A 20548-nucleotide genomic window follows, 5' to 3' on the forward strand; every position below is an offset into this window, starting at 1 on the left:
TGCATCGCTTTAAGAAGCAGGACAGTGGATATTTCTATTGATGGTGGATTAATACAAATTGCTGTTGGCTGATGAGAAAGGTCAGGAAAGGTATGCCTGAACGCAAAGGATTCCCGCATCCATGCGGATCGGCCGCGCCTTCCCTGGCGTGGACGCTTTGCTTTTCAGGCATACCTTTCCTTCCCGGTTGGGCTTGATCATGGCTTTAAAAACATGCGCTGAACTATCAAAATTACGGAACGCCCGTCATTCCCGACTGAATAGCACAGTATTTATAAAAAAACTGATGCCGCATAATCCTGCGTCGGCCGTTTCATTAACTTACTTAAGAGCGCTGTTAATTAAAAAATTGAACAGCGCCCTTTAGTTATTAACGTTTCAAACGGTAATACGCTTCGTTCCAGCGCAGTGCGTCTTTAAACGCAGGTAAACGCGTGTGCTCATCAATCACCAGCACTTCGATATCGTTCATCTCACCGTACAGATACATATCATCCAGCGTCAGCGCCTGGCTGAACACCGTATGGTGCGCGCCGCCGCCCAGAATCCACGCTTCGGATGCCGTTGCCAGTGACGGCTGGGCTTTCCACAGTGCGCGCGCAACCGGCAACTTCGGCAGCGGTTTCGGCTGTTCGATAGCATCCACCACGTTAACCAGCAGACGGAAACGATCACCCATATCAATTACGCTGGCGTTAATCGCGCGACCCGCTGGCGTTGAGAAAATCATGCGCGCCGGATCGGCTTTATCACCAATGCCCAGGAACTGCACATCGATCAATGGCTTCTCTTCAATGGCAATCGACGGGCAGACCTCCAGCATATGCGAGCCGAGAACCAGATCGTTACCGGGTGAGAAGTGATAGGTGTAATCCTCCATAAAGGAGGTGCCACCTTTGCGATCGCCTGCCAGCACTTTGAAAATGCGCAGCAGCGCAGCGGTCTTCCAGTCACCTTCACCTGCGAAGCCATAGCCCTGACCCATCAGACGCTGAACCGCCAGACCTGGCAACTGCGTCATGCCATGCAGCGTCTGGAAGTTGGTGGTGAAAGCGTGGCAGCCTTCTGCTTCCAGGAAACGCTTCAGACCCAGCTCGATGCGCGCGGCATCCAGCACGTTCTGACGCTTTTCGCCGCCGGAAGCGGCAACATCGGTAAAGCGATAAAGGCTTTCATATTCATCGACCAGCGCATTCACGTCGCCATCGCTGACGCCATTGATCACCTCAACCAGATCGCCGACGCCCCAGCCATTCACCGAATAACCGAACTGAATCTGCGCGGCGACTTTATCGCCTTCGGTCACGGCCACTTCACGCATGTTGTCGCCAAAACGCGCAACTTTCAGCTGCTGACTGGCCTGTTTTGTCAGTGCTGCACGCATCCAGTTGCCGAGGCGCTGCTGGCTGGCGCTATCCTGCCAGTGACCGGTCACCACGCTGTGCTGCAGGCCCATACGTGCGCCGATGAAACCGAACTCGCGGCCGCCGTGTGCGGTCTGGTTCAGGTTCATAAAGTCCATGTCCATGCTGTCCCACGGAATCTCCGCATTGAACTGGGTATGGAATTGCAGCAGCGGCTTATTCAGCACGCTCAGGCCACCGATCCACATTTTGGCCGGGGAGAAGGTGTGCAGCCAGGTAATGATACCGACGCACTCCTTGTCATAATTGGCGTCGCGACACAGAGCCAGCGCTTCATCCGGTGACTTAACCAGCGGTTTCAGCTCCAGACGCAGCGGTAAACCGGCCTGATTTAAACCCTCTACCACCTGACGTGCATTCTGTTCAACCTGGCGTAACGTCTCCGCCCCGTAGAGGTGCTGCGTGCCGATGACAAACCACACGCTGTAGCTGTTTGACTGTTCCATAAAATCACTCCTTTACTTTGAGCCTACCTCAATAGGCTATTTTATTTGTCAGTCTGAACCTGGGCAGTGCTCACACAGGCTGCTTTAGCAACCTGAACGCCCGTCAGGGCGGCCCTGAAAGGGCGAGCGTAGCGAGTCATCCTCACGTGCTCCGTGTACTACGGATTGTTCCGCGCTGTCCGTGTCCAGACTGCCTGCAACATTACGCCTGCTGAGATAGGCTCTTAGCGGAAGCGGGGCGTGCGGCGTATTGCGGTTCAGCCGCCACGCACCATTGTTGATAGCGTTGATAAAGTTGTTGATAGCGGGCGACGCGCGCCGGATCGGGCTGCAGTGTCACGGCAATCGGGCTGGCCATCACCTGCTGGGCGTCGGGAACGCTGGCGTGCACACCGGCGGCGACGGCGGCGAAAATGGCCGCACCCAGCGCACAGCACTCGTCAGAGGCGACGATATCCAGTGGGCGGTTCATCACATCGCAGCAGGCCTGCATAATCGCCGGGGATTTCCGCGCGATGCCGCCCAGGGTCAGAATGCTCTCGACCGGGATCTGCTGTTGCTCGAAGCACTCCATAATTGCGCGTGCACCAAATGCGGTGGCGGCGACCAGACCACCAAACAGGGCGGGGGCATCGGTGCCCAGATTGAGGTCGGTAATCACCCCTTTCAGCCGCTGATTAGCATTTGGCGTGCGGCGACCGTTAAACCAGTCCAGCACCACCGGCAGATGGTCGAGCTGCGGGTTTGCGGCCCAGGCCTCGGTCAGATCTTTAATCAGACTCTTTTGCATCTCAGCCAGCTGAGGCTTCAGCTCCGGATGCTGCTGCGCCGCCAGCTGCAGCGGCCAGCCCAGTAAACGGCTGAACCAGGCGTAGATATCACCAAAGGCAGACTGACCCGCCTCCAGCCCGATAGCGCCTGGCATTACGCTGCCATCGACCTGACCACAGATGCCTTTGATGTCGCGATCGCCGACCTTTTCACTATCCGCAATCAGGATGTCGCAGGTCGAGGTGCCGATCACTTTCACCAGGGTATAGGGTTTGGCACCGCCACCGACCGCGCCCATATGGCAGTCAAATGCGCCACCCGAAAGCGTCACGGTTTGCGTCAGGCCAAGACGCTGCGCCCATTCAGGGCTAAGCGTGCCGACAGGCAGATCAGCGGTCCAGGTATCGGTAAACAGGGGAGAGTCGAGCTGTTGCGTTAACAGCGGGTCCAGCGCATTGAGAAAATCCACATCGGGCAGGCCGTTCCAGTCGCCGTGCCACAGCGCCTTGTGCCCGGCCGCACAGCGGCCGCGGCGCAATTTGTCAGGTGCGGTGGTGCCGCTTAACAGGGCTGGCACCCAGTCGCACAGTTCGACCCAGGAGACAGCGGCGTCACGCACGGCCGCATCTTCACGCGACACGTGCAGAATCTTCGCCCAGAACCACTCCGAGGAGTAAATCCCGCCAATATAGCGGCTGTAATCCAGGAAGCGGCCGCTGTGGCACAGCTGATTGATCTCTTCCGCTTCTTCTATAGCGGTGTGATCTTTCCACAACACAAACATCGCGTTGGGGTTGTCGGCGAACTCCGGACGCAGCGCCAGCACGTTGCCGTCGCGGTCAATAGGGGCAGGGGTCGAACCGGTGCTGTCAACACCAATGCCGACCACGGCGTTGCGCTGATCTTCACTCAGTGCATTCAGCACGCCGAGCAGCGCCTGCTCCATGGCGTCGATGTAATCCTGTGGATGGTGACGAAAACGGTTAGTGTGCGGATCGCTGTATAAGCCCTGTTGCCAGCGCGGATAGCTGAACACCGCACTCTGCAGCTCTTTGCCGCTATGACAATCCACGGCCAGCGCACGCACCGAATCACTACCAAAGTCCAGCCCAAGGGTGATGGCTCCAGCACGCATCGGAATCTCCTGTAGTTAGTTAACTCCTGTATCCTGGGTTCGGCGCGCCAAATCAGTTAGTCATCGCTGGCTGACAATATGCACTTTTCTGTCATCGGCAGTGATTTTGTGATCCATTGCAAAAGTTAAGGTCCGGTTAAATTTGCTGAATATATGGATCATTTTGTCGTGATTTTAAGATGTGATACCGCTCTACATTTTTCTTCGCTAATACCGCTAAAACTAGCCCAGCGTCTGGACAGTCTGTCAGCACATGCCAGCCTAACGCACTGATTTATGGCTGTACCCACAAAACAAAACAAACTGGTAGCGTTTACACCGATTCGTTATTAGCAGCGAAAAATAACCTGGTACCGGAGAGCATCATGCATAAATTCACTAAAGCGTTCGCGGCCATCGGCCTGGCAGCGGTTATGTCACAATCCGCTATCGCCGAGACCATGAAGCTGGGATTCTTAGTCAAGCAACCAGAGGAACCCTGGTTCCAGACTGAATGGAAATTCGCCGACAAAGCGGGCAAAGATCTTGGCTTTGATGTCATTAAAATTGCCGTGCCGGATGGTGAAAAAACCCTGAATGCCATCGACAGCCTGGCGGCTAACGGCGCGAAAGGTTTTGTTATCTGTACGCCCGATCCGAAACTCGGCTCTGCCATCATGGCAAAAGCGCGTGGCTACGGTCTGAAAGTCATCGCGGTCGATGACCAGTTCGTCACCGCCAAAGGCAAACCAATGGATACCGTGCCGCTGGTGATGATGGCTGCGACCAAAATTGGTGAGCGTCAGGGTCAGGAACTCTATAAAGAGATGCAGAAACGCGGCTGGGATGTGAAAACCACCGGCGTGATGGCGATTACCGCTAACGAACTCGACACCGCTCGTCGTCGTACCGGCGGCTCCATGGACGCGATCAAAGCCGCTGGCTTCCCGGCAGCGCAGATCTACCAGGTCCCCACCAAATCTAACGACATCCCTGGCGCGTTTGACGCCGGTAACTCTCTGCTGGTTCAGCATCCTGAAGTCAAACACTGGCTGATTGTCGGCATGAACGACAACACCGTGCTGGGCGGCGTGCGTGCGACCGAAGGTCAGGGCTTTAAAGCCGCTGACGTCATCGGTATCGGCATCAACGGCGTGGATGCCATCAGTGAACTGTCGAAAGAGAAGGCAACCGGCTTCTACGGATCGCTGCTGCCAAGCCCGGATATCCACGGCTACAAAAGCAGCCAGATGCTCTACAACTGGGTCAGCAAAGGTGAAGAGCCACCGAAATTCACCGAAGTTACCGATGTGGTGCTGATCACCCGTGACAACTTCAAAACTGAACTGGCGAAAAAAGGACTGATGTAACCCTGAGCCTGCCAGGCAGTTTGTCGCCTGGCATCCTTAATAGCCAATTTCGCGCCGCCCGCCATAACCGGCCGGTGGCGCGAAAGAGTGAGGAAAAACATGAACACTGATTCAGCATTTCTGTCGTTTCATGGCATCAGTAAAACCTTCCCTGGCGTCAAAGCGTTGCAGGATATCTCCTTCGACTGCCGTGGCGGTGAAGTCCATGCTCTGATGGGCGAGAACGGCGCAGGCAAATCGACGCTGTTAAAAATACTCAGCGGCAGTTATCAGCCGAGCGGCGGTGAGATTCGTATTAAAGGCCAGCCGATGAGCTTTCAGCGCACCACCGATGCGCTGGACGCGGGCGTCGCCATTATTTACCAGGAACTGCATCTGGTGCCGGAAATGAGCGTGGCAGAGAACATCTATCTCGGTCAGATCCCGCACAAACATGGGCTGGTCAACCGTAAGCTGATGCGTTTTGAGGCGGGCCTGCAACTGAAAAATCTCGGCATGGATATCGATCCCGATATGCCGCTGAAATATCTGTCGCTGGGGCAGTGGCAGATGGTGGAGATTGCCAAAGCGCTGGCGCGTAACGCGCGTATTATCGCCTTTGATGAGCCAACCAGCTCCCTGTCGGCGCGTGAAATCGACAACCTGTTCCGCGTCATCCGTCAGCTCCGTGAGGAGGGCCGGGTGGTGCTCTACGTTTCACACCGCATGGAGGAGATCTTCGCCCTCAGCGATGCCATCACCGTCTTTAAAGATGGCCGCTACGTGCGGACGTTTACCGATATGGCTAACACCCATCACGACGATCTGGTGCAGGCGATGGTGGGACGAAACCTTGGTGATATCTATGGCTATTCACCGCGTGCCAAAGGCGCGGTGCGGCTGGAGCTGGACAAGGTCGAAGCGAAGGGCGTGCGGACGCCGATTTCGCTGAAAGTCCATGCCGGTGAAATCGTCGGCCTGTTTGGCCTGGTCGGTGCCGGTCGCAGTGAACTGCTGAAAGGGCTGTTTGGCGGCACGCGTCTGCGCGGCGGTCAGGTGATTCTGGACGGCAAACCGCTGCCGCTGCGGGAGCCGATCGATGCCATCCGTGCGGGCATCATGCTCTGCCCGGAAGATCGCAAAGCCGAGGGCATTATTCCGGTGCATTCGGTGCGCGACAACATCAACATCAGCGCCCGTCGTCATAACCTTACTGCGGGCTGCCTGATTAAAAACGGCTGGGAAAATAAAAATGCCGACAGCCATATCCGCTCGCTAAACATCAAAACGCCCAGCGCCGATCAGCTGATCATGAACCTTTCCGGCGGCAACCAGCAGAAGGCGATTCTGGGACGCTGGCTGTCAGAGGATATGAAGGTGATCCTGCTGGATGAGCCAACGCGCGGTATCGATGTCGGTGCCAAACATGAAATCTATAACCTGATTTATCAGCTGGCGAACCGGGGCATTGCGGTGCTGTTCGCCTCCAGCGATTTACCGGAAGTGATGGGCCTGGCCGATCGCATCGTGGTGATGCGCGAAGGTGCCATTGCCGGTGAACTGCTACACGACGACGCCACGGAACAGCAGACGCTGAGCCTGGCGATGCCCAAAACCACTCAAGCGGCCGCCGTGGCCTGACAGGAGATCATCATGGCTTCATCCACGACCTCAAATACGCCGCAGCCCGCTTCACGCGGCGGCCTGCAGTTAGGTCGCATCTGGGACAACTTCGGCATGCTGGTGGTATTTGCACTGCTGTTTATTGTCTGTGCGATCTTTGTGCCGAACTTCGGCTCGTTTATCAATATGAAAGGCTTAGGGCTGGCAATGTCGATGTCCGGCATGGTCGCCTGCGGCATGCTGTTCTGTCTGGCTTCCGGTGATTTTGACCTGTCGGTCGCTTCCGTCATCGCCTGTGCGGGTGTGGTTACCGCCGTGGTGATTAACATGACCGAAAGCCTGTGGATTGGCGTGGGTGCCGGCCTGGTTCTCGGTATGATCACCGGCTTTATCAACGGCTTTGTCATTGCCCGACTCAAGATCAATGCGCTGATCACCACGCTGGCGACCATGCAGATTGTCCGCGGCCTGGCCTATATCTTCTCTGACGGTAAAGCGGTCGGTATCGAAGATGAGCGTTTCTTCGAACTGGGCTTTGCCAACTGGCTTGGCGTGCCCGCTCCCATCTGGCTGACTCTGGCCACCATGCTGATCTTCGGCTTCCTGCTCAACAAAACCACCTTTGGCCGTAACACCCTGGCAATTGGCGGCAATGAAGAAGCCGCACGTCTGGCCGGTGTGCCGGTGGTGCGCACCCGCATCATCATCTTTATCCTCTCCGGTCTGGTTTCAGCGGCGGCGGGCATCATTCTGGCGTCACGTATGACCAGCGGCCAGCCAATGACCTCCATCGGCTATGAGCTGGTGGTGATTTCTGCCTGCGTGCTGGGTGGCGTTTCGCTGAAGGGCGGCATCGGTAAAATCTCCTATGTGGTGGCAGGGGTGCTGATCCTCGGCACGGTAGAGAATGCGATGAATTTATTGAATATCTCGCCATTCTCACAGTATGTGGTACGCGGTCTGATACTGTTAGCTGCGGTGATTTTTGACCGTTACAAACAGAAAAAAGCCTGATTGAGCGAGCCGTTGGTCCGCAGAGGCAGAAGCCTCTGCGGGCTATCCGAACAATAACAGACTGAGTGAGGACGCTATGTATCACCGTGAATTACCGGCCGAGCAGCAAAACCCCTTGTTGCCGGGCTATTCATTCAATGCCTGGCTGGTGGCGGGGCTGACGCCCATCACCGCAGATGGCCCGCTCGATTTCTTTATCGATCGCCCGCACGGCATGAAAGGTTACATTCTGAATCTCACTATTAAAGGTAAAGGGCGGGTATTTGACGGCGAGCGGGCATTTGACTGCGAACCTGGCGAAATGCTGCTGTTTCAGCCGAAAACGGCTCACTATTATGGTCGCGCGCCGGACAGCCCGCAGTGGTTTCACCGCTGGGTCTATTTCCGTCCGCGCGCCTACTGGCACGACTGGCTGCGCTGGCAGGATGAGCAGGAGGGCGTGGGACGACTGCTGCTGCCTGAATCGCTGCGTGGCGAATTTGATCGCCTGTTTGCCAGTATCGAACAGACCCACAATTCGGGCCGTCGCTTTGCGGAAGAGCTGGCGATGAACCTGCTGGAACGGCTGCTGCTGCGCGCCGTTGAAGAAGATCCTCGTAGCCATCAGTTAATTCGCGATCCGCGCGTGATTGAAGCCTGCCAGTACGTCACCAACCATCTCGCCAGCGAGGTTAAGATTGAAGAGGTGGCGCGCCACGTCTGTCTGTCGCCGTCGCGGCTGGCGCATCTGTTCCGCGAGCAGATGGGCGTGAACCTGCTGCGCTGGCGTGAAGATCAGCGCGTAATCCGCGCGAAACTGCTGCTGCAGACCACCCAGGAGCCGATCGCCTCGGTAGGACGTGAAGTGGGCTATGACGATCAGCTCTACTTCTCACGGGTGTTCCGCAAGCGGGTCGGCGTCAGTCCCAGCGACTTCCGCCGCCGTAATCAGGATGCGCACGACAGCCTGGCCGCTCAGACCGCCTGGCCGCTGGCGCGAAGTGCTATCTCTTAGTTTTTTCGGGGAATTCCGGCTTGTCGTCATTTGGTTAATAGTCTTAAATCAATCAGGTTATCAACTAAGAGTCTGGTCAACCAGGCTCTGAGAGGAATCCAAATGAGCGATAAATTACGTGTTGGTCTGATTGGCTACGGTTTTGCCAGTAAAACGTTTCACGCCCCGCTGATTGCGGGGACGCCGGACGTCGAACTGGCAGCCATTTCCAGTAGCGACGCCAGCAAAGTCCACGCCGACTGGCCTGCCGTTAAGGTGGTGGCTGACCCTCAGGCGCTGCTGGACGACCCGACGCTGCAACTGATTGTTATTCCTACCCCCAACGACACGCACTTCCCGCTGGCAAAAGCAGCGCTGAACGCCGGTAAACATGTGGTGGTCGATAAGCCTTTCACCGTGACGTTGTCACAGGCGCGCGAACTGGATGCGCTGGCGAAAGCCAAGGGGCTGCTGCTGTCGGTGTTCCACAACCGCCGCTGGGACAGTGACTTCCTGACGCTGAAATCGCTGATTGAGGCCGGTACGCTGGGTGAAGTGCGCTACTTCGAATCGCACTTTGACCGCTTCCGTCTGGAAGTGCGTAATCGCTGGCGTGAAATGAAAGGCGCAGGCAGCGGAATCTGGTATGACCTGGGGCCGCATCTGCTGGACCAGACGCTGCAGCTGTTTGGCCCGCCGGTCGCTATCACGGTTGATCTGGCCGAGATGCGTCCGGGCGCGCAGACTACCGACTACTTCCACGCGACGCTGACTTATCCGCAGCGCCGTGTCGTGCTGCACGCCAGCATGCTGGTCGCGGCAGAATCTGCCCGTTATACCGTCCACGGCACGCGCGGCAGTTACGTCAAATATGGTCTTGATCCGCAGGAAGATCGCCTGAAGTCAGGTGATTTCCCGCCGCAGGAAGACTGGGGCTATGACATGCGTGATGGCACTCTGACGCTGGTTGACGGAGATTCCCTGACCGAAACGACCCAGCTGACCCAGCCAGGCAACTATCCCGCTTACTATGCGGGCATCCGCGATGCGATTGCCGGACGTGGTAACAATCCGGTGACAGCGGAAGAGGCGATTCATGTGATGGAGCTGATCGAGTTAGGTCTGCAATCCGCCGAGAAACGCCAGACGATGTCGCTGAAGCGCGTTTAATCGGTCGGTGCTTAAAACGCAATAAGTAAAAAAGCGAAACGGGCCGGATATCCGGCCCGTTTTTTGTCCCTACGCTTCAGGATTACTGCACCCGTGCGCAAAGAGCCGCTTTCTCTGCTTCGCTAAGGAACGCAATCGTCAGACCATTTTCCTGCGCCTGACGGATCTGCGCCGCGCTCAGACCGGCAGCCGGAGCGGCGTGATGATACTCATGCGCCAGTTCAATGCCCTGAACCGCCGGATCATCCGTGTTAATCGTCGCCAGAATGCCATGCTCCAGGAAGGTCTTCAGCGGATGCTGCGCCAGTGATGGCACGGTGCTGGTCTGGATATTGGAGGTCAGGCAGGATTCAATACCAATACGGTGCTCCGCCAGGAAATCCATCAGCGCGCGATCTTCAATCGCTTTCACGCCGTGACCGATACGTTCTGCACCCAGCTCCCGAATCGCCTGCCAGATGCTCTCGGGTCCGGCCGCCTCGCCCGCATGGACGGTCACGCGGAAACCGGCATCGCGCGCCTGGGTAAAGTGGCTCAGGAACTCGCTGCCCGGGAAGCCCAGCTCATCACCCGCCAGATCGACCGCGGTGATGTGATCACGATGGGCAAGCAAACCTTCCAGTTCGCTGAGGCAGGCATCTTCGCCAAAGGTACGACTCATGATACCGATCAGACGCACGTCGATATCGTGCTGCTGACGGCCTGCGCGCACGCCCTCAATTACCGCTTCAACCACACCGGCAATCGGCAGGTTGTGGGTCATCGCCATATAACCAGGGGAAAAACGCAGTTCAGCATAGTGAATGCCCGCGCGGGCGGCATCTTCGACATTCTCCTGCGCGATCCGGCGGCAGGCATCCAGATCACCCAGCACTTTCACACCCCAGTCGAGCTTCTGCAGGAAACTCACCAGGTCCGGCTCATTCTGGCCGACCTGCACATGCGGACGCAGCGTCTCCAGCGTGGAAGCAGGCAGGGCGAGGTTAAACTGGCGACCTAAATCGAGAATGGTTTGTGCACGGATGTTGCCATCAAGGTGGCGGTGAATATCAGTCAGAGGAATTTTAGAATCGATCATGGCGCACTCGCTCAGTTGTCGGTGAAGTGCAGAGCATTATAAAAATATCTTGCGCAACAGCGCCAGCTATTTGCGCAACAGCTGCGCCGGATGCTGCTTAATTACGCATAACCGGCGAGCAATGGTTGCCTCGCCGGTTAATGTCAGCCCTGCAACTGATGGATCGCCGCAATCAGGCGTGAAACGCCCTCATCAACTTTGCTGCGCGGACAGCCAACGTTAAGACGCAAAAACCCTTTGCCTGCATCACCGTAGGTCGATCCGGGCATAATTGCGACCCGTTGCTGGATCAGCGCCTGTTGCAGGGCCTCTTCAGGAATGCCCAGCGGATTGATATCGAGCCAGGCGAGATAGGTCGCCTCGGGAATGTGCCAGTTCAGTGCGGGAAACTCAGCGTTAAGCCGATTGGCAACCAGTATGAAATTACCATAAAGATAGCTGCGCAGGGCATCCAGCCAGGGTGCGCCTTGTTGGTAGGCGGCAACGTGTGCCGTGACGGCCAGCACGGCCGGAGAAGAAAGGCCGTCAGCATTTTTCAGCGCCTGAAACCAGGCGGCTCTGTCTGCCGCATCCGGGATGATTCCCCACGCACCGGTCAGTCCCGGCACGTTGAAGCTTTTCGACGCCGAGGTAAACAGCGCCCAGTCACTGCGCGCCACGCTGGCCCACGGAGTATGGGGCTGATTACCCATAATCATATCCATATGGATTTCATCGCTGATCACCCGCACGCCGTGACGATCGCAGAGCGCCGCCATCTGTTGCAGCTCAGCTGCTGTCCACACTTTGCCGGTGGGATTGTGCGGGCTGCAGAGCAACAGGATTTTGCAGCGCGGGCGCGCCAGCCGCGTCTCCAGCGCGGCCATATCACATCGCCAGCTACCGTTATCCCGCTGCAGCGGCATCTCCAGCACCTGTCGCTGATTGCCGCGTACCGTTTTATAAAAAGCATCGTAGGCGGGAGTGTGGAGCACCACTTCATCATCCGGGTTGCTCCAGCGGCGCAGCATCTGCGCCACCATATAGATCACCGAGGGTCCATAAACCAGCGTGTCAGCATCGGGCTGGTAGCCGAAACGGCTGGACATCCAGTGGCAGCAGGCGGAAAGAAAATCGTCATGCTGCCAGCGACTGTAACCCAACACGCCGTGTGCTACGCGCTGTGCCAGCGCCTGCTGAACCGCTGGCGCAGTTCTGAAGTCCATATCCGAAATGGTAAACGGCAGCAGATCGGGGACGCCAAAGCGGTCAGCCACGAAATCCCACTGGGTCGACCAGCTGCCGCGGCGATCGATGACTTCGTCAAAGTTAAACATTATCGGCTCCGGCACTTCAGGCAGGGACATTCATCAGGTGTGACAGTTCATCTTTCACCGACTGCACCTGTGGACCAATAACCACCTGCAGGCTGGTCTGATTAAGATGGACCACACCTATCGCGCCGTTGGCTTTCAGCGCCGCATCATCCACTTTACTCATATCCGCCAGGGTCAGACGCAGACGCGTCAGACAATTATCCAGCGAGGTAATATTCTCCACGCCGCCAAGTGCCGCGAGAATAGCCGGTGAGTTATAGCCAGATTTGCCTTTACCGGCATTGCTGACCTGCTGCGCAACCGCACTGGCACTTTCCACTTCGCGGCCCGGTGTTTTGATATTGAAGTGCAGAATGGCGAAACGGAAAATCAGGTAGTAACCGACAAACCATATCGCTGCGACAACGGGTACCCAGTACCATTTGGTCGACAGCCCGTGCAGCACACCAAACACCACAAAGTCGATGATATTGCCGTCTGTATTGCCGATAGTGACGCCCAGTATCGCCATGATGCTGAAGCCAACGCCGGTCAGCAGGGCGTGGATCAGATAGAGGAACGGGGCGACAAACAGAAACAGGAATTCGATAGGTTCGGTGGTGCCGCCAACCACGCAGGCCACCACGCCAGAGATCAACAGGCCTTTGATCTTATGACGATTCTCCGGGCGGGCGCAGTGATAGATGGCCAGGGCAGCACCTGGCAGACCACCCAGGAACGCAGGCATTTTACCCTGTGACAGGAAGCGGGTCGCGCTTTCAGCAAAACCGTGGGTTTCCGGGCAGGCGAGCTGCGCCTGGAAAATGGTTAAGGCACCACTCACGCTCTTGCCACACACATCCAGTGTGCCGCCTGCATCGGTAAAGCGCATGATGGCGACCAGAATATGCTGCAGGCCAAACGGCAGCAGCAGACGTTCGCCGGTACCAAAAATCATCGGGCCGAAATCACCCGCGCTGTTAATCATCCAGCCTAATCCGGTGATGCCCCGTGCGAAAAAAGGCCAGATCAGCGGGACGACCAGTCCCAGTAAACCAATCACCAGCGTGGTGATAATTGGCACAAACCGGGTGCCGCCAAAGAAAGCCAGCGCATCGGGCAGTCGGATATTATGAAAGCGCTCATGCAGCCAGAACACCACAATACCCACAATGACCGCGCCCAGAATGCCAGTATCGATCGACGGGATCCCCAGGATCGGCTGAACGTTGTTAGCTTTCAGCAGGGCGGCATCGGTGGTTGGCAGAATGCCGTGGATATTGAGCCAGAAGTTGATGCTGAGGTTTAGCACGGCATACCCCACAAAGCCGGCAAACGCTGCCACGCCCTTGTTCTCGCGCGCCATACCCAGCGGAATCGCAATGGCGAACATCACCGGCAGATAGCTAAAGGCGAACGATCCCAGTTTGGCCATCCAGAGAAACAGATATTGCAGCCAGGGGTGATCCAGCACAGGTAACAGGGTCAGGACATCACGACTGCTCAGCGAACTGCCAATCCCGAGCATGATGCCGCAGAAGGAAAGCAGGGCAACCGGCAGCATAAAGGTTTTGCCCAGACTCTGGAAAAATTCCCAGACGGACATTTTTTGGTGAGAGGGTGACATGAACGCTCCTGGATAAACGGACCACTGAGTGAAGTGGCGGGATGATAAAACGTTTTACCTGGATCTTATGCGCGCTGAATCACACTCTTCAGGTCATGGACGATATAATTCTGACGTCATAAGGTGTAACGTTTTACCTTGTTTTCTAATGCTGTAATTCAGTTGAGTAATCTGATGAGTAAAATCACCATCAATGATGTTGCGGCGGCGGCGGGCGTGTCGGTGACCACGGTATCGCTGGTGTTATCCGGCAAAGGACGGATCTCTGCGGCCACCATGGCGCGCGTGAACGAGGCCATTGAGCAACTCGGTTTCGTGCGTAACCGTTCGGCAACCATGCTGCGCGGGGGTGAGAGTGGCGTGATTGGCTTGATCGTCCGCGATCTCAGCCAGCCATTTTATGCCGAAATGACGGCAGGTCTGAGTGAAGCGCTGGAGAAGCAGGGCAAATTGCTGTTCCTGACGCAGAGCGGCGCCCAGGGACAGCATCTGCATCGCTGCTTTGAGTCACTGGTCGCTCAGGGAGTGGATGGCGTGGTGCTGGGAGGCGGTGCCGATAAGGCCAGCCAGATTGTGACACGGGCCAGAGAGGTGAATATGGCCTTAGTCTGTGCCGCGCGCGCCAGTAGTCTGGATGAGGTGGACGCTATCCGTCCCGATAATGCTCAGGCTGCGCGTCTGGCCACAGAATACCTGATTCGTCAGGGGCATCAGCGCATTGCCTGGCTGGGCGGTCATAGCGCATCACTGACCCGGGCAGAACGTCTTGGCGGCTATTGCGCCACCCTGCTGCAATATGGGCTGCCGTTCCGGCCTGAATGGATTATTGAATGCGGTAACACGCAAAAAGAGGCGGCTGATGCGGCGGTACAGCTGTTTCAGCACCATCCGCGGCTGACTGCCGTGCTGGCCTATAACGCCACTACCGCGCTGGGATGCTATTTTGGGTTGTTGCGCACCGGGCGAACATTCGCCCGGGGTGCAGTCGACAGCTATTACGATCAGCAGCTGGCTCTGATGGGCTTTGGCGATGAACCGCAGGCGGAACTGACCGATCCGCCGCTGACGTTTGTCACCAGTTCAGCCCGGGAGATTGGCCGTGTGGCAGCTGAGCGTATCCTGCAACGGATAGCGCAACCGGATGCCGCCCGGCAGAACGTGATTATGCCGCCGCAGCTGGTTATTCGCGGCTCGGCATAAAAAAGGCGACCCGGAGGTCGCCTTTAAAGGAAGAGTAGAGAATTACTGCGGCATCCCTTCGCTGGTCGGCATACCCAGCATATAGCGGGAGAGGAACTGCTCCAGCGTCATTTTGTCGCCGTTCATGTTCACCTGACCGTTGGTATACTGCAGGCTGGTGACGATATTGTTATCCTGCTGCTGGGTCAGGCGGAACATCTGACCCATCGCCGCCAGTCCTTTCACCTGCTGATCTGCCAGCTTCTGTGCGTCATCGGCCTGATATCCTTCAGCCAGTCCCACTTTATGCATGGTTTCGGTCGCCATTGGCATATTGATGACCAGCTTGCTGTCCAGGCTCTTCAGTACCCGATCAACCATGGCGCTGAGTGTCTGGGCTTCGCCGGTCACCGCAGAGGGATCGTTGAAATTAGCGTTCAGGTTAAAGGTGCTTTCACCTTTATCATTTTTCCAGCTCAGCGGGGCGATACTGATCGCAGGTGAGCCCTTCAGCAGCATCGGCAGGTTGCTCATCAGAATCTGATGCACACCCGCCTGGTAGCGGATAGGATCTTCCGCGACGCCAGGCTGGCTAAGCAGTTCCTGCATCTGCGCGTTGTAACGATCGGAGAAGGCTTTTACCGCCTGCGCATCAAACTGTGACAGTTTCATCTTCAGCGCTGCCTGACCAAAATCCTGCTTCTGCAGCTGAATGCCTTCAACTTTGTAGTCGATATTGCCGCCAATCTTACCGGCGCTGTTATCGAAAGAGGAGGTGCCTTTCATTTTGTGCAGCGTCAGGGCGTCCTGACCATTGATGCTGGCATTGACCTTCTCAATATCCACTGACTGGTCGCCAATACGTACGCCTTCCGGGCTGAGATGGGTGTTACCGCTCAGCTTCAGACCATTAATGGTGAACAGCACCGGCTGGCCCATCTCATTTTTACTGGTCAGCGCGAGGCTATCAACATCACTGTCCAGCGACACTTTGTCGCCTTTGTTATCCGCGCTGACGTTGAAGGTGCCCCCATTGGTGGCAAGACGCTCGCCGCTTTGCGCATTCTGATAATCAACCGGCAGAACGCGCAGCGCCGTATCGGTGGCACCGCTGTAGCCGATACGGGTATCGGCGTTAATCAGCGACTTGTTGCCGGTCAGCTCAAACAGCTTTTTCACCGCATCGGTGTTAGCCAGTTCGGTATGAACCGACGCCATGCTCGGGATCAGATTAAAATGCTTCAGCTGAGCAAACGGGAAAGGGCCATGATCGATGGTTTCGTTCAGGATGATGCTCTGGCCTGGTTTCAGCAGGGGATTATCTTCCGTCTGCGAGTTGGCCTGAATCACCAGATTCACTTTGCTGCTGAACACGCCGCGCTGATAGTCCTGATAGCTGATCTTCAGTCGGCTGTTAGGGGCATAAGCATTCAGCTGGGCATTGGCGTTCTGCACCAGCTCATCCCTGTGGCTTTCAATCTGCTTGCCGGTGAACCATGCCGCGCCAGTCCAGACTACGCCCAGTGCGATGATGACACCTACGGCAACATTGGTCTTTTTCATTGCTGATTCGTCCTTATCCTTGAGTCCGCTTATGCCGCAGGTTTACCCCAGCGACTGAAGAAAAACGCCCGCAGGCGTTTAAAAGCTAATAGGTTGAAATAATAGCAGTTAACAGGCACTCCGTCAGCCGCTTCACCCTAAGTCGTTAAATACCCGCGCCAGTCGGCCCGTGCCTGCGACCGTTACGGGGGATTCGCTGGCGGCAATGAAGCAGGATTCACCTGGTTTCAGCGTCACCTGCTGCTCGCCTTTGGCGATCACCGTCTGGCCTTCGATGCAGAAAAGCAGTGCGGCGCTCTGCTGCGCCAGCGGCTGTGGCTCTGCGTTCAGGGTATGAATGGCAAAGGCAAAATCCTCCACCGGAATCGGGAAGCGCAGCGCGTTGCCCTGTTGCTCTGGTTCGGTCAGCAGGGTGCTGGCTGGCTTCTCTTCAAACTTCAGGTTCGCCATCAGCTCGGCAATATCGATATATTTCGGGGTTAAACCGGCCCGCAACACGTTATCGGAGTTTGCCATCACCTCCAGCGCCACGCCTTTCAGATAAGCGTGCGGGGTCTCCGCATAGAGGAACATCGCCTCGCCCGGTTGCAGCGTGATTACGTTCAGCAGCAGCGGCGAAAACAGGCCGCTGTCGTCAGGATACTCTGCCGCAATCATGCGAATGGTCTGCCACGGCTCACCCTGTTGTGCATCAACCGCGGATTTCAGGATGCCCAGCGCCAGCGATTTCGCCTCACCCTCCAGTGACAGCAGGGTAGAGAAGAGCGCGGCCAGCGTATCCTGATCGGGATGCTGCAGAAAATGGGCTATCTGTGGATGTGCGCCCGCAACCGGCTCCAGCAGTGAGACCATCTCCGTCAGGGTGCGAAAGCCATTCATCGCCTGGAAAGGCGTCAGCGCGAAGACCAGCTCCGGCTTGTGGTTGGCATCTTTATAATTACGCTCAGCAGCCGTCAGCGGAATACCCGCCGCATTCTCACGGGCAAAGCCCACTTCGGCCGCGCGTTTGCTGGGATGGACCTGAATCGACAGCGGCTGATCGGCAGACAACACTTTGAACAGGAAGGGCAGTTCACCAAAACGCTGTGCCACCGCTTCGCCCAGCATGGCGGCAGGCGCGGCATCAATCACGTCACGCAGCGAACGCTCGCTGCCCTGGTCAATCACGGTGGAGGGGCTCTTCGGATGTGCGCCCATCCAGAGTTCCGCCATCGGCAGCCCCTGTGGATTAGCGATTCCGTAAAGCTCAGTCAACGCAGTTTTGCTGCCCCATGCGTAGTTTTGCAGCGTATTGTTCATTTTTTGCATTGTATAACCCTTTATCACGGGAAATTATTGCCAGTATTAAAGCAGAAACTGCCGGTAAAAATACATCTCCAGCGCAAAAGGACGCTAAGCTCTGATAATGTTAAATTATTGTGTATTACTATCCTGACCGCCCGGCAGTCGATCGTAATGACGTACCGGGCGGTCATTCTTTTAAAAACCAGATGAAGGAGACGTATTCATGGCAGCCAATCGCATTGAGAAAGATTCAATGGGCCCCATCGACGTACCGGCAGACAAACTGTGGGGCGCGCAGACACAGCGCTCACTGGAACACTTCCGCATCTCAACCGAAAAAATGCCGACCGCGCTGGTGCATGCACTGGCATTGACCAAGCGCGCCGCGGCCAGCGTTAACCGCGATCTGGGACTGCTGCCCGCTGACCGCGCCGAGGCGATTGTCAGCGCGGCCGATGAGGTGCTGGCTGACAAGCATGCGGATGAATTCCCGCTGGCGATCTGGCAGACCGGTTCCGGCACCCAGACCAATATGAACATGAATGAAGTGCTGGCGAACCGCGCCAGTGAAATCCTTGGCGGCGAGCGCGGAATGGCGCGGCTGGTTCATCCCAACGACGATGTGAACAAGAGCCAGAGTTCCAACGATGTCTTCCCGACGGCGATGCACGTTGCCGCCGTTATCGCCTTGCGCGAACAGCTGATCCCTCAGATTCAGGTACTGAAAAAGACGTTGAGCCAGAAGTCCGACGCCTTCAAAGATATCGTCAAGATTGGCCGTACTCACCTGCAGGATGCCACGCCGCTGACTCTGGGCCAGGAGATTTCCGGCTGGGTGGCGATGCTGGAGCATAACCTGAAGCATATTGAGCAGAGCATTCCGCACGTGGCGGAACTGGCGCTGGGCGGCACGGCAGTAGGTACGGGCCTGAACACCCATCCGGAATATGCGGTGCGCGTGGCGAAGGCGCTGGCCGATCTCACGCAGCAGCCATTTGTCACTGCGCCAAACAAGTTTGAGGCGCTGGCAACCTGTGATGCGCTGGTGCATGCGCATGGCGCGCTGAAAGGGCTGGCCGCCTCGCTGATGAAAATCGCGAACGACGTGCGCTGGCTCTCTTCCGGCCCGCGTTGCGGCATCGGCGAAATCGCCATCCCGGAAAATGAGCCAGGCAGCTCCATCATGCCGGGTAAAATTAACCCGACCCAGTGCGAAGCGATGACCATGCTCTGCTGTCAGGTGATGGGTAACGATGTGGCGATCAATATGGGCGGCGCATCCGGTAACTTTGAGCTTAACGTGTTCCGTCCGATGGTAATCCATAACTTCCTGCAATCAATTCGCCTGCTGGCGGATGGCATGGACAGCTTTAATCATCACTGCGCGGTCGGCATTGAGCCGGTGCGTGAGCGCATCGATCAACTGCTTAACGAATCGCTGATGCTGGTGACGGCGCTGAATACCCATATTGGCTATGACAAAGCGGCAGAAATTGCCAAGAAGGCGCACAAAGAGGGGCTGACGCTGAAAGGCTCGGCGCTGAAGCTGGGTTATCTTACCGAAGAGGAGTTTGATGCCTGGGTACGGCCGGAAGAGATGGTCGGCAGCATGAAGTCGTAAGGTTTGAGTGAGTCAGAGGCCAGCGAAAGCTGGCCTTTTTTATTTATATTGGACAATCGACCCACAGATGCAGTCTGGGGATCAAAAGATTCAGCGGTTCAGCGGCAGGTTTATAACGATGGTTAATATTATCGGCATCGTAGTTAAGCAATTCGCCCAGAACCGGAACCTGGCTGCGATCGCGACAGATAACCAGAATCGGTGAAGGACAGGCCAGCTGAGTTTGTTTTTGTTCATCCGCGCGCCAGACGCGTGCAACCGGCTGGACTTTCACCGGGCGCTTGATTTTCAGCCGTGCCGAGGCGGGCAGGGCGCGCACGCTTGCCAGCTCCTCTTGCACTTTTTCCGCCCACTGTTCACGTGACCACGGCGCTTTTGCTCGTCCCGACTTCAGGCTTTTTTCCAGCTGGGCGATCACCTCTTCACGCTTGAGATTCTTGATAATGTGCTTGTTGGCCCAGCCGAAACGCAGGCTGTCGGGTGCGCTCAGCAGGGTGATAGTGCGATAGGCATTCAGGGTAATCAGCCCGCGCAAATGCTGGTGGACGAACTCAAAACGCGCTTCACTCGGCAGGCCAGAGTCCACCGTAATCAGCTGCTCCAGCCGTGCTTTCAGCTGATTGATGACGTCGACCAGTGCGCCGATCTCCGCCTCCTGCTGCGCGTTGCATTCGATACAGAGCGCGCCAGGCAAGCGCACGGCAGCCTTGGTGCTCAGCTGTTCTGACTGATGCTGCATAAACAGGCGGCAGTAGTGGTCAAGCGCCATCTTTAACGCGCTCTCCCCGAGATGCTGCTCGACGGCAATCCGGCTGATCGCTTCATGTTCGCGACCTTTAACCACCGGCGGCAGGCTGAAGACGCGGGCGATCAGCAGAGGCTGCGCTTCAATCTGCTGACGCAATTCACCCAGCGCCAGTTCCAGGTCATTTACACATTGATGCATATCAGCCACTAAGTCGTAGCGCGTCATGTTGTGCCTCCATAGTTACAACGTCCACAATGTGGCAGAAGCCT

General features: G+C 56.7%; 15 protein-coding genes. 7 read left to right on the forward strand and 8 right to left on the reverse strand.

From position 1 onward, the window contains the following. Nucleotides 1-370 precede the first annotated feature (370 nt). Together araA and AFL22_RS20245 are read right to left on the reverse strand one after the other, a co-directional pair. Nucleotides 371-1870, reverse strand: coding sequence for an L-arabinose isomerase (araA, locus tag AFL22_RS20240; RefSeq protein WP_010670082.1), 1500 nt, complete (start codon nt 1868-1870; stop codon nt 371-373). A gap of 202 nt (nt 1871-2072) precedes the next feature. Then, the gene (locus AFL22_RS20245; protein ID WP_033757547.1) at nt 2073-3776 is read right to left on the reverse strand and encodes a ribulokinase; all 1704 of its coding nucleotides are present in this window, start codon (nt 3774-3776) and stop codon (nt 2073-2075) included. Between the two features lie 365 nt (nt 3777-4141). On the opposite strand from AFL22_RS20245, the gene AFL22_RS20250 reads away from it, so the two are divergent. From AFL22_RS20250 to AFL22_RS20270, 5 genes are all read left to right on the forward strand, one after another. Further along, on the forward strand, nt 4142-5125 hold the full coding sequence (locus AFL22_RS20250) for an arabinose ABC transporter substrate-binding protein (RefSeq protein WP_010245365.1): 984 nt from the start codon (nt 4142-4144) through the stop codon (nt 5123-5125). A 99-nt stretch (nt 5126-5224) separates the two neighbouring features. After that, nucleotides 5225-6745: an L-arabinose ABC transporter ATP-binding protein AraG gene (gene araG, locus AFL22_RS20255; RefSeq protein WP_010245364.1), complete on the forward strand. Its 1521-nt coding sequence runs from the start codon at nt 5225-5227 to the stop codon at nt 6743-6745. 12 nt (nt 6746-6757) lie between these two features. Continuing rightward, complete coding sequence (gene araH / locus AFL22_RS20260) at nt 6758-7741, forward strand: L-arabinose ABC transporter permease AraH (protein ID WP_010245363.1); 984 nt, start codon at nt 6758-6760, stop codon at nt 7739-7741. 76 nt (nt 7742-7817) lie between these two features. Beyond that, nucleotides 7818-8735 carry an arabinose operon transcriptional regulator AraC gene (araC, locus tag AFL22_RS20265; protein WP_003853440.1) on the forward strand — a complete coding sequence of 306 codons (918 nt, stop codon included), beginning with the start codon at nt 7818-7820 and terminating at the stop codon, nt 8733-8735. A gap of 102 nt (nt 8736-8837) precedes the next feature. Beyond that, entirely contained in the window at nt 8838-9884 is a 1047-nt protein-coding gene (locus AFL22_RS20270; protein WP_052272059.1) for an oxidoreductase, read from the forward strand. Nucleotides 9885-9966: 82 nt separating this feature from the next. Here the strand turns inward: AFL22_RS20270 and add are convergent, their stop codons facing one another. The 3 genes from add to malX all read right to left on the reverse strand — a co-directional run bounded on the left by add (nt 9967) and on the right by malX (nt 13884). Beyond that, on the reverse strand, nt 9967-10962 hold the full coding sequence (add, locus tag AFL22_RS20275) for an adenosine deaminase (protein ID WP_052272060.1): 996 nt from the start codon (nt 10960-10962) through the stop codon (nt 9967-9969). Nucleotides 10963-11105: 143 nt separating this feature from the next. After that, a complete protein-coding gene (locus AFL22_RS20280) occupies nt 11106-12278 on the reverse strand; it encodes a MalY/PatB family protein (RefSeq protein WP_082239237.1) in 1173 nt (390 codons plus the stop codon). Between the two features lie 16 nt (nt 12279-12294). Further along, a complete protein-coding gene (gene malX, locus AFL22_RS20285) occupies nt 12295-13884 on the reverse strand; it encodes a maltose/glucose-specific PTS transporter subunit IIBC (protein ID WP_031292964.1) in 1590 nt (529 codons plus the stop codon). Nucleotides 13885-14058: 174 nt separating this feature from the next. Between malX and malI the strand changes: the two genes are divergently transcribed. Continuing rightward, nucleotides 14059-15084 (forward strand): Mal regulon transcriptional regulator MalI, encoded by a 1026-nt coding sequence (gene malI, locus AFL22_RS20290; protein WP_022625704.1) that lies wholly within the window; start codon nt 14059-14061, stop codon nt 15082-15084. Nucleotides 15085-15126: 42 nt separating this feature from the next. On the opposite strand, the gene AFL22_RS20295 is transcribed toward malI, so the two are convergent. Continuing rightward, nucleotides 15127-16626 carry a YdgA family protein gene (locus tag AFL22_RS20295; protein ID WP_010245343.1) on the reverse strand — a complete coding sequence of 500 codons (1500 nt, stop codon included), beginning with the start codon at nt 16624-16626 and terminating at the stop codon, nt 15127-15129. A gap of 132 nt (nt 16627-16758) precedes the next feature. Then, nucleotides 16759-17934, reverse strand: a complete 1176-nt coding sequence (manA, locus tag AFL22_RS20300) for a mannose-6-phosphate isomerase (protein ID WP_052272061.1) — start codon at nt 17932-17934, stop codon at nt 16759-16761. A gap of 199 nt (nt 17935-18133) precedes the next feature. Between manA and fumC the strand changes: the two genes are divergently transcribed. Beyond that, a complete protein-coding gene (gene fumC, locus AFL22_RS20305; RefSeq protein ID WP_052272062.1) occupies nt 18134-19531 on the forward strand; it encodes a class II fumarate hydratase in 1398 nt (465 codons plus the stop codon). 43 nt (nt 19532-19574) lie between these two features. On the opposite strand, the gene tus is transcribed toward fumC, so the two are convergent. Continuing rightward, nucleotides 19575-20504, reverse strand: a complete 930-nt coding sequence (gene tus, locus AFL22_RS20310; RefSeq protein WP_052272063.1) for a DNA replication terminus site-binding protein — start codon at nt 20502-20504, stop codon at nt 19575-19577. Nucleotides 20505-20548: the final 44 nt, after the last annotated feature.

Source organism: Pantoea sp. CFSAN033090 (genome assembly GCF_001264395.1).
In the GTDB taxonomy this organism is placed as follows: Bacteria; Pseudomonadota; Gammaproteobacteria; order Enterobacterales; family Enterobacteriaceae; genus Pantoea; species Pantoea agglomerans.

Coding starts and splice junctions, on each gene's coding strand:
- araA (WP_010670082.1), bottom strand. CDS start 1,870: ATGGAACAGTCAAACAGCTACAGCGTGTGGTTTGTCATCGGCACGCAG.
- AFL22_RS20245 (WP_033757547.1), bottom strand. CDS start 3,776: ATGCGTGCTGGAGCCATCACCCTTGGGCTGGACTTTGGTAGTGATTCG.
- AFL22_RS20250 (WP_010245365.1), top strand. CDS start 4,142: ATGCATAAATTCACTAAAGCGTTCGCGGCCATCGGCCTGGCAGCGGTT.
- araG (WP_010245364.1), top strand. CDS start 5,225: ATGAACACTGATTCAGCATTTCTGTCGTTTCATGGCATCAGTAAAACC.
- araH (WP_010245363.1), top strand. CDS start 6,758: ATGGCTTCATCCACGACCTCAAATACGCCGCAGCCCGCTTCACGCGGC.
- araC (WP_003853440.1), top strand. CDS start 7,818: ATGTATCACCGTGAATTACCGGCCGAGCAGCAAAACCCCTTGTTGCCG.
- AFL22_RS20270 (WP_052272059.1), top strand. CDS start 8,838: ATGAGCGATAAATTACGTGTTGGTCTGATTGGCTACGGTTTTGCCAGT.
- add (WP_052272060.1), bottom strand. CDS start 10,962: ATGATCGATTCTAAAATTCCTCTGACTGATATTCACCGCCACCTTGAT.
- AFL22_RS20280 (WP_082239237.1), bottom strand. CDS start 12,278: ATGTTTAACTTTGACGAAGTCATCGATCGCCGCGGCAGCTGGTCGACC.
- malX (WP_031292964.1), bottom strand. CDS start 13,884: ATGTCACCCTCTCACCAAAAAATGTCCGTCTGGGAATTTTTCCAGAGT.
- malI (WP_022625704.1), top strand. CDS start 14,059: ATGAGTAAAATCACCATCAATGATGTTGCGGCGGCGGCGGGCGTGTCG.
- AFL22_RS20295 (WP_010245343.1), bottom strand. CDS start 16,626: ATGAAAAAGACCAATGTTGCCGTAGGTGTCATCATCGCACTGGGCGTA.
- manA (WP_052272061.1), bottom strand. CDS start 17,934: ATGCAAAAAATGAACAATACGCTGCAAAACTACGCATGGGGCAGCAAA.
- fumC (WP_052272062.1), top strand. CDS start 18,134: ATGGCAGCCAATCGCATTGAGAAAGATTCAATGGGCCCCATCGACGTA.
- tus (WP_052272063.1), bottom strand. CDS start 20,504: ATGACGCGCTACGACTTAGTGGCTGATATGCATCAATGTGTAAATGAC.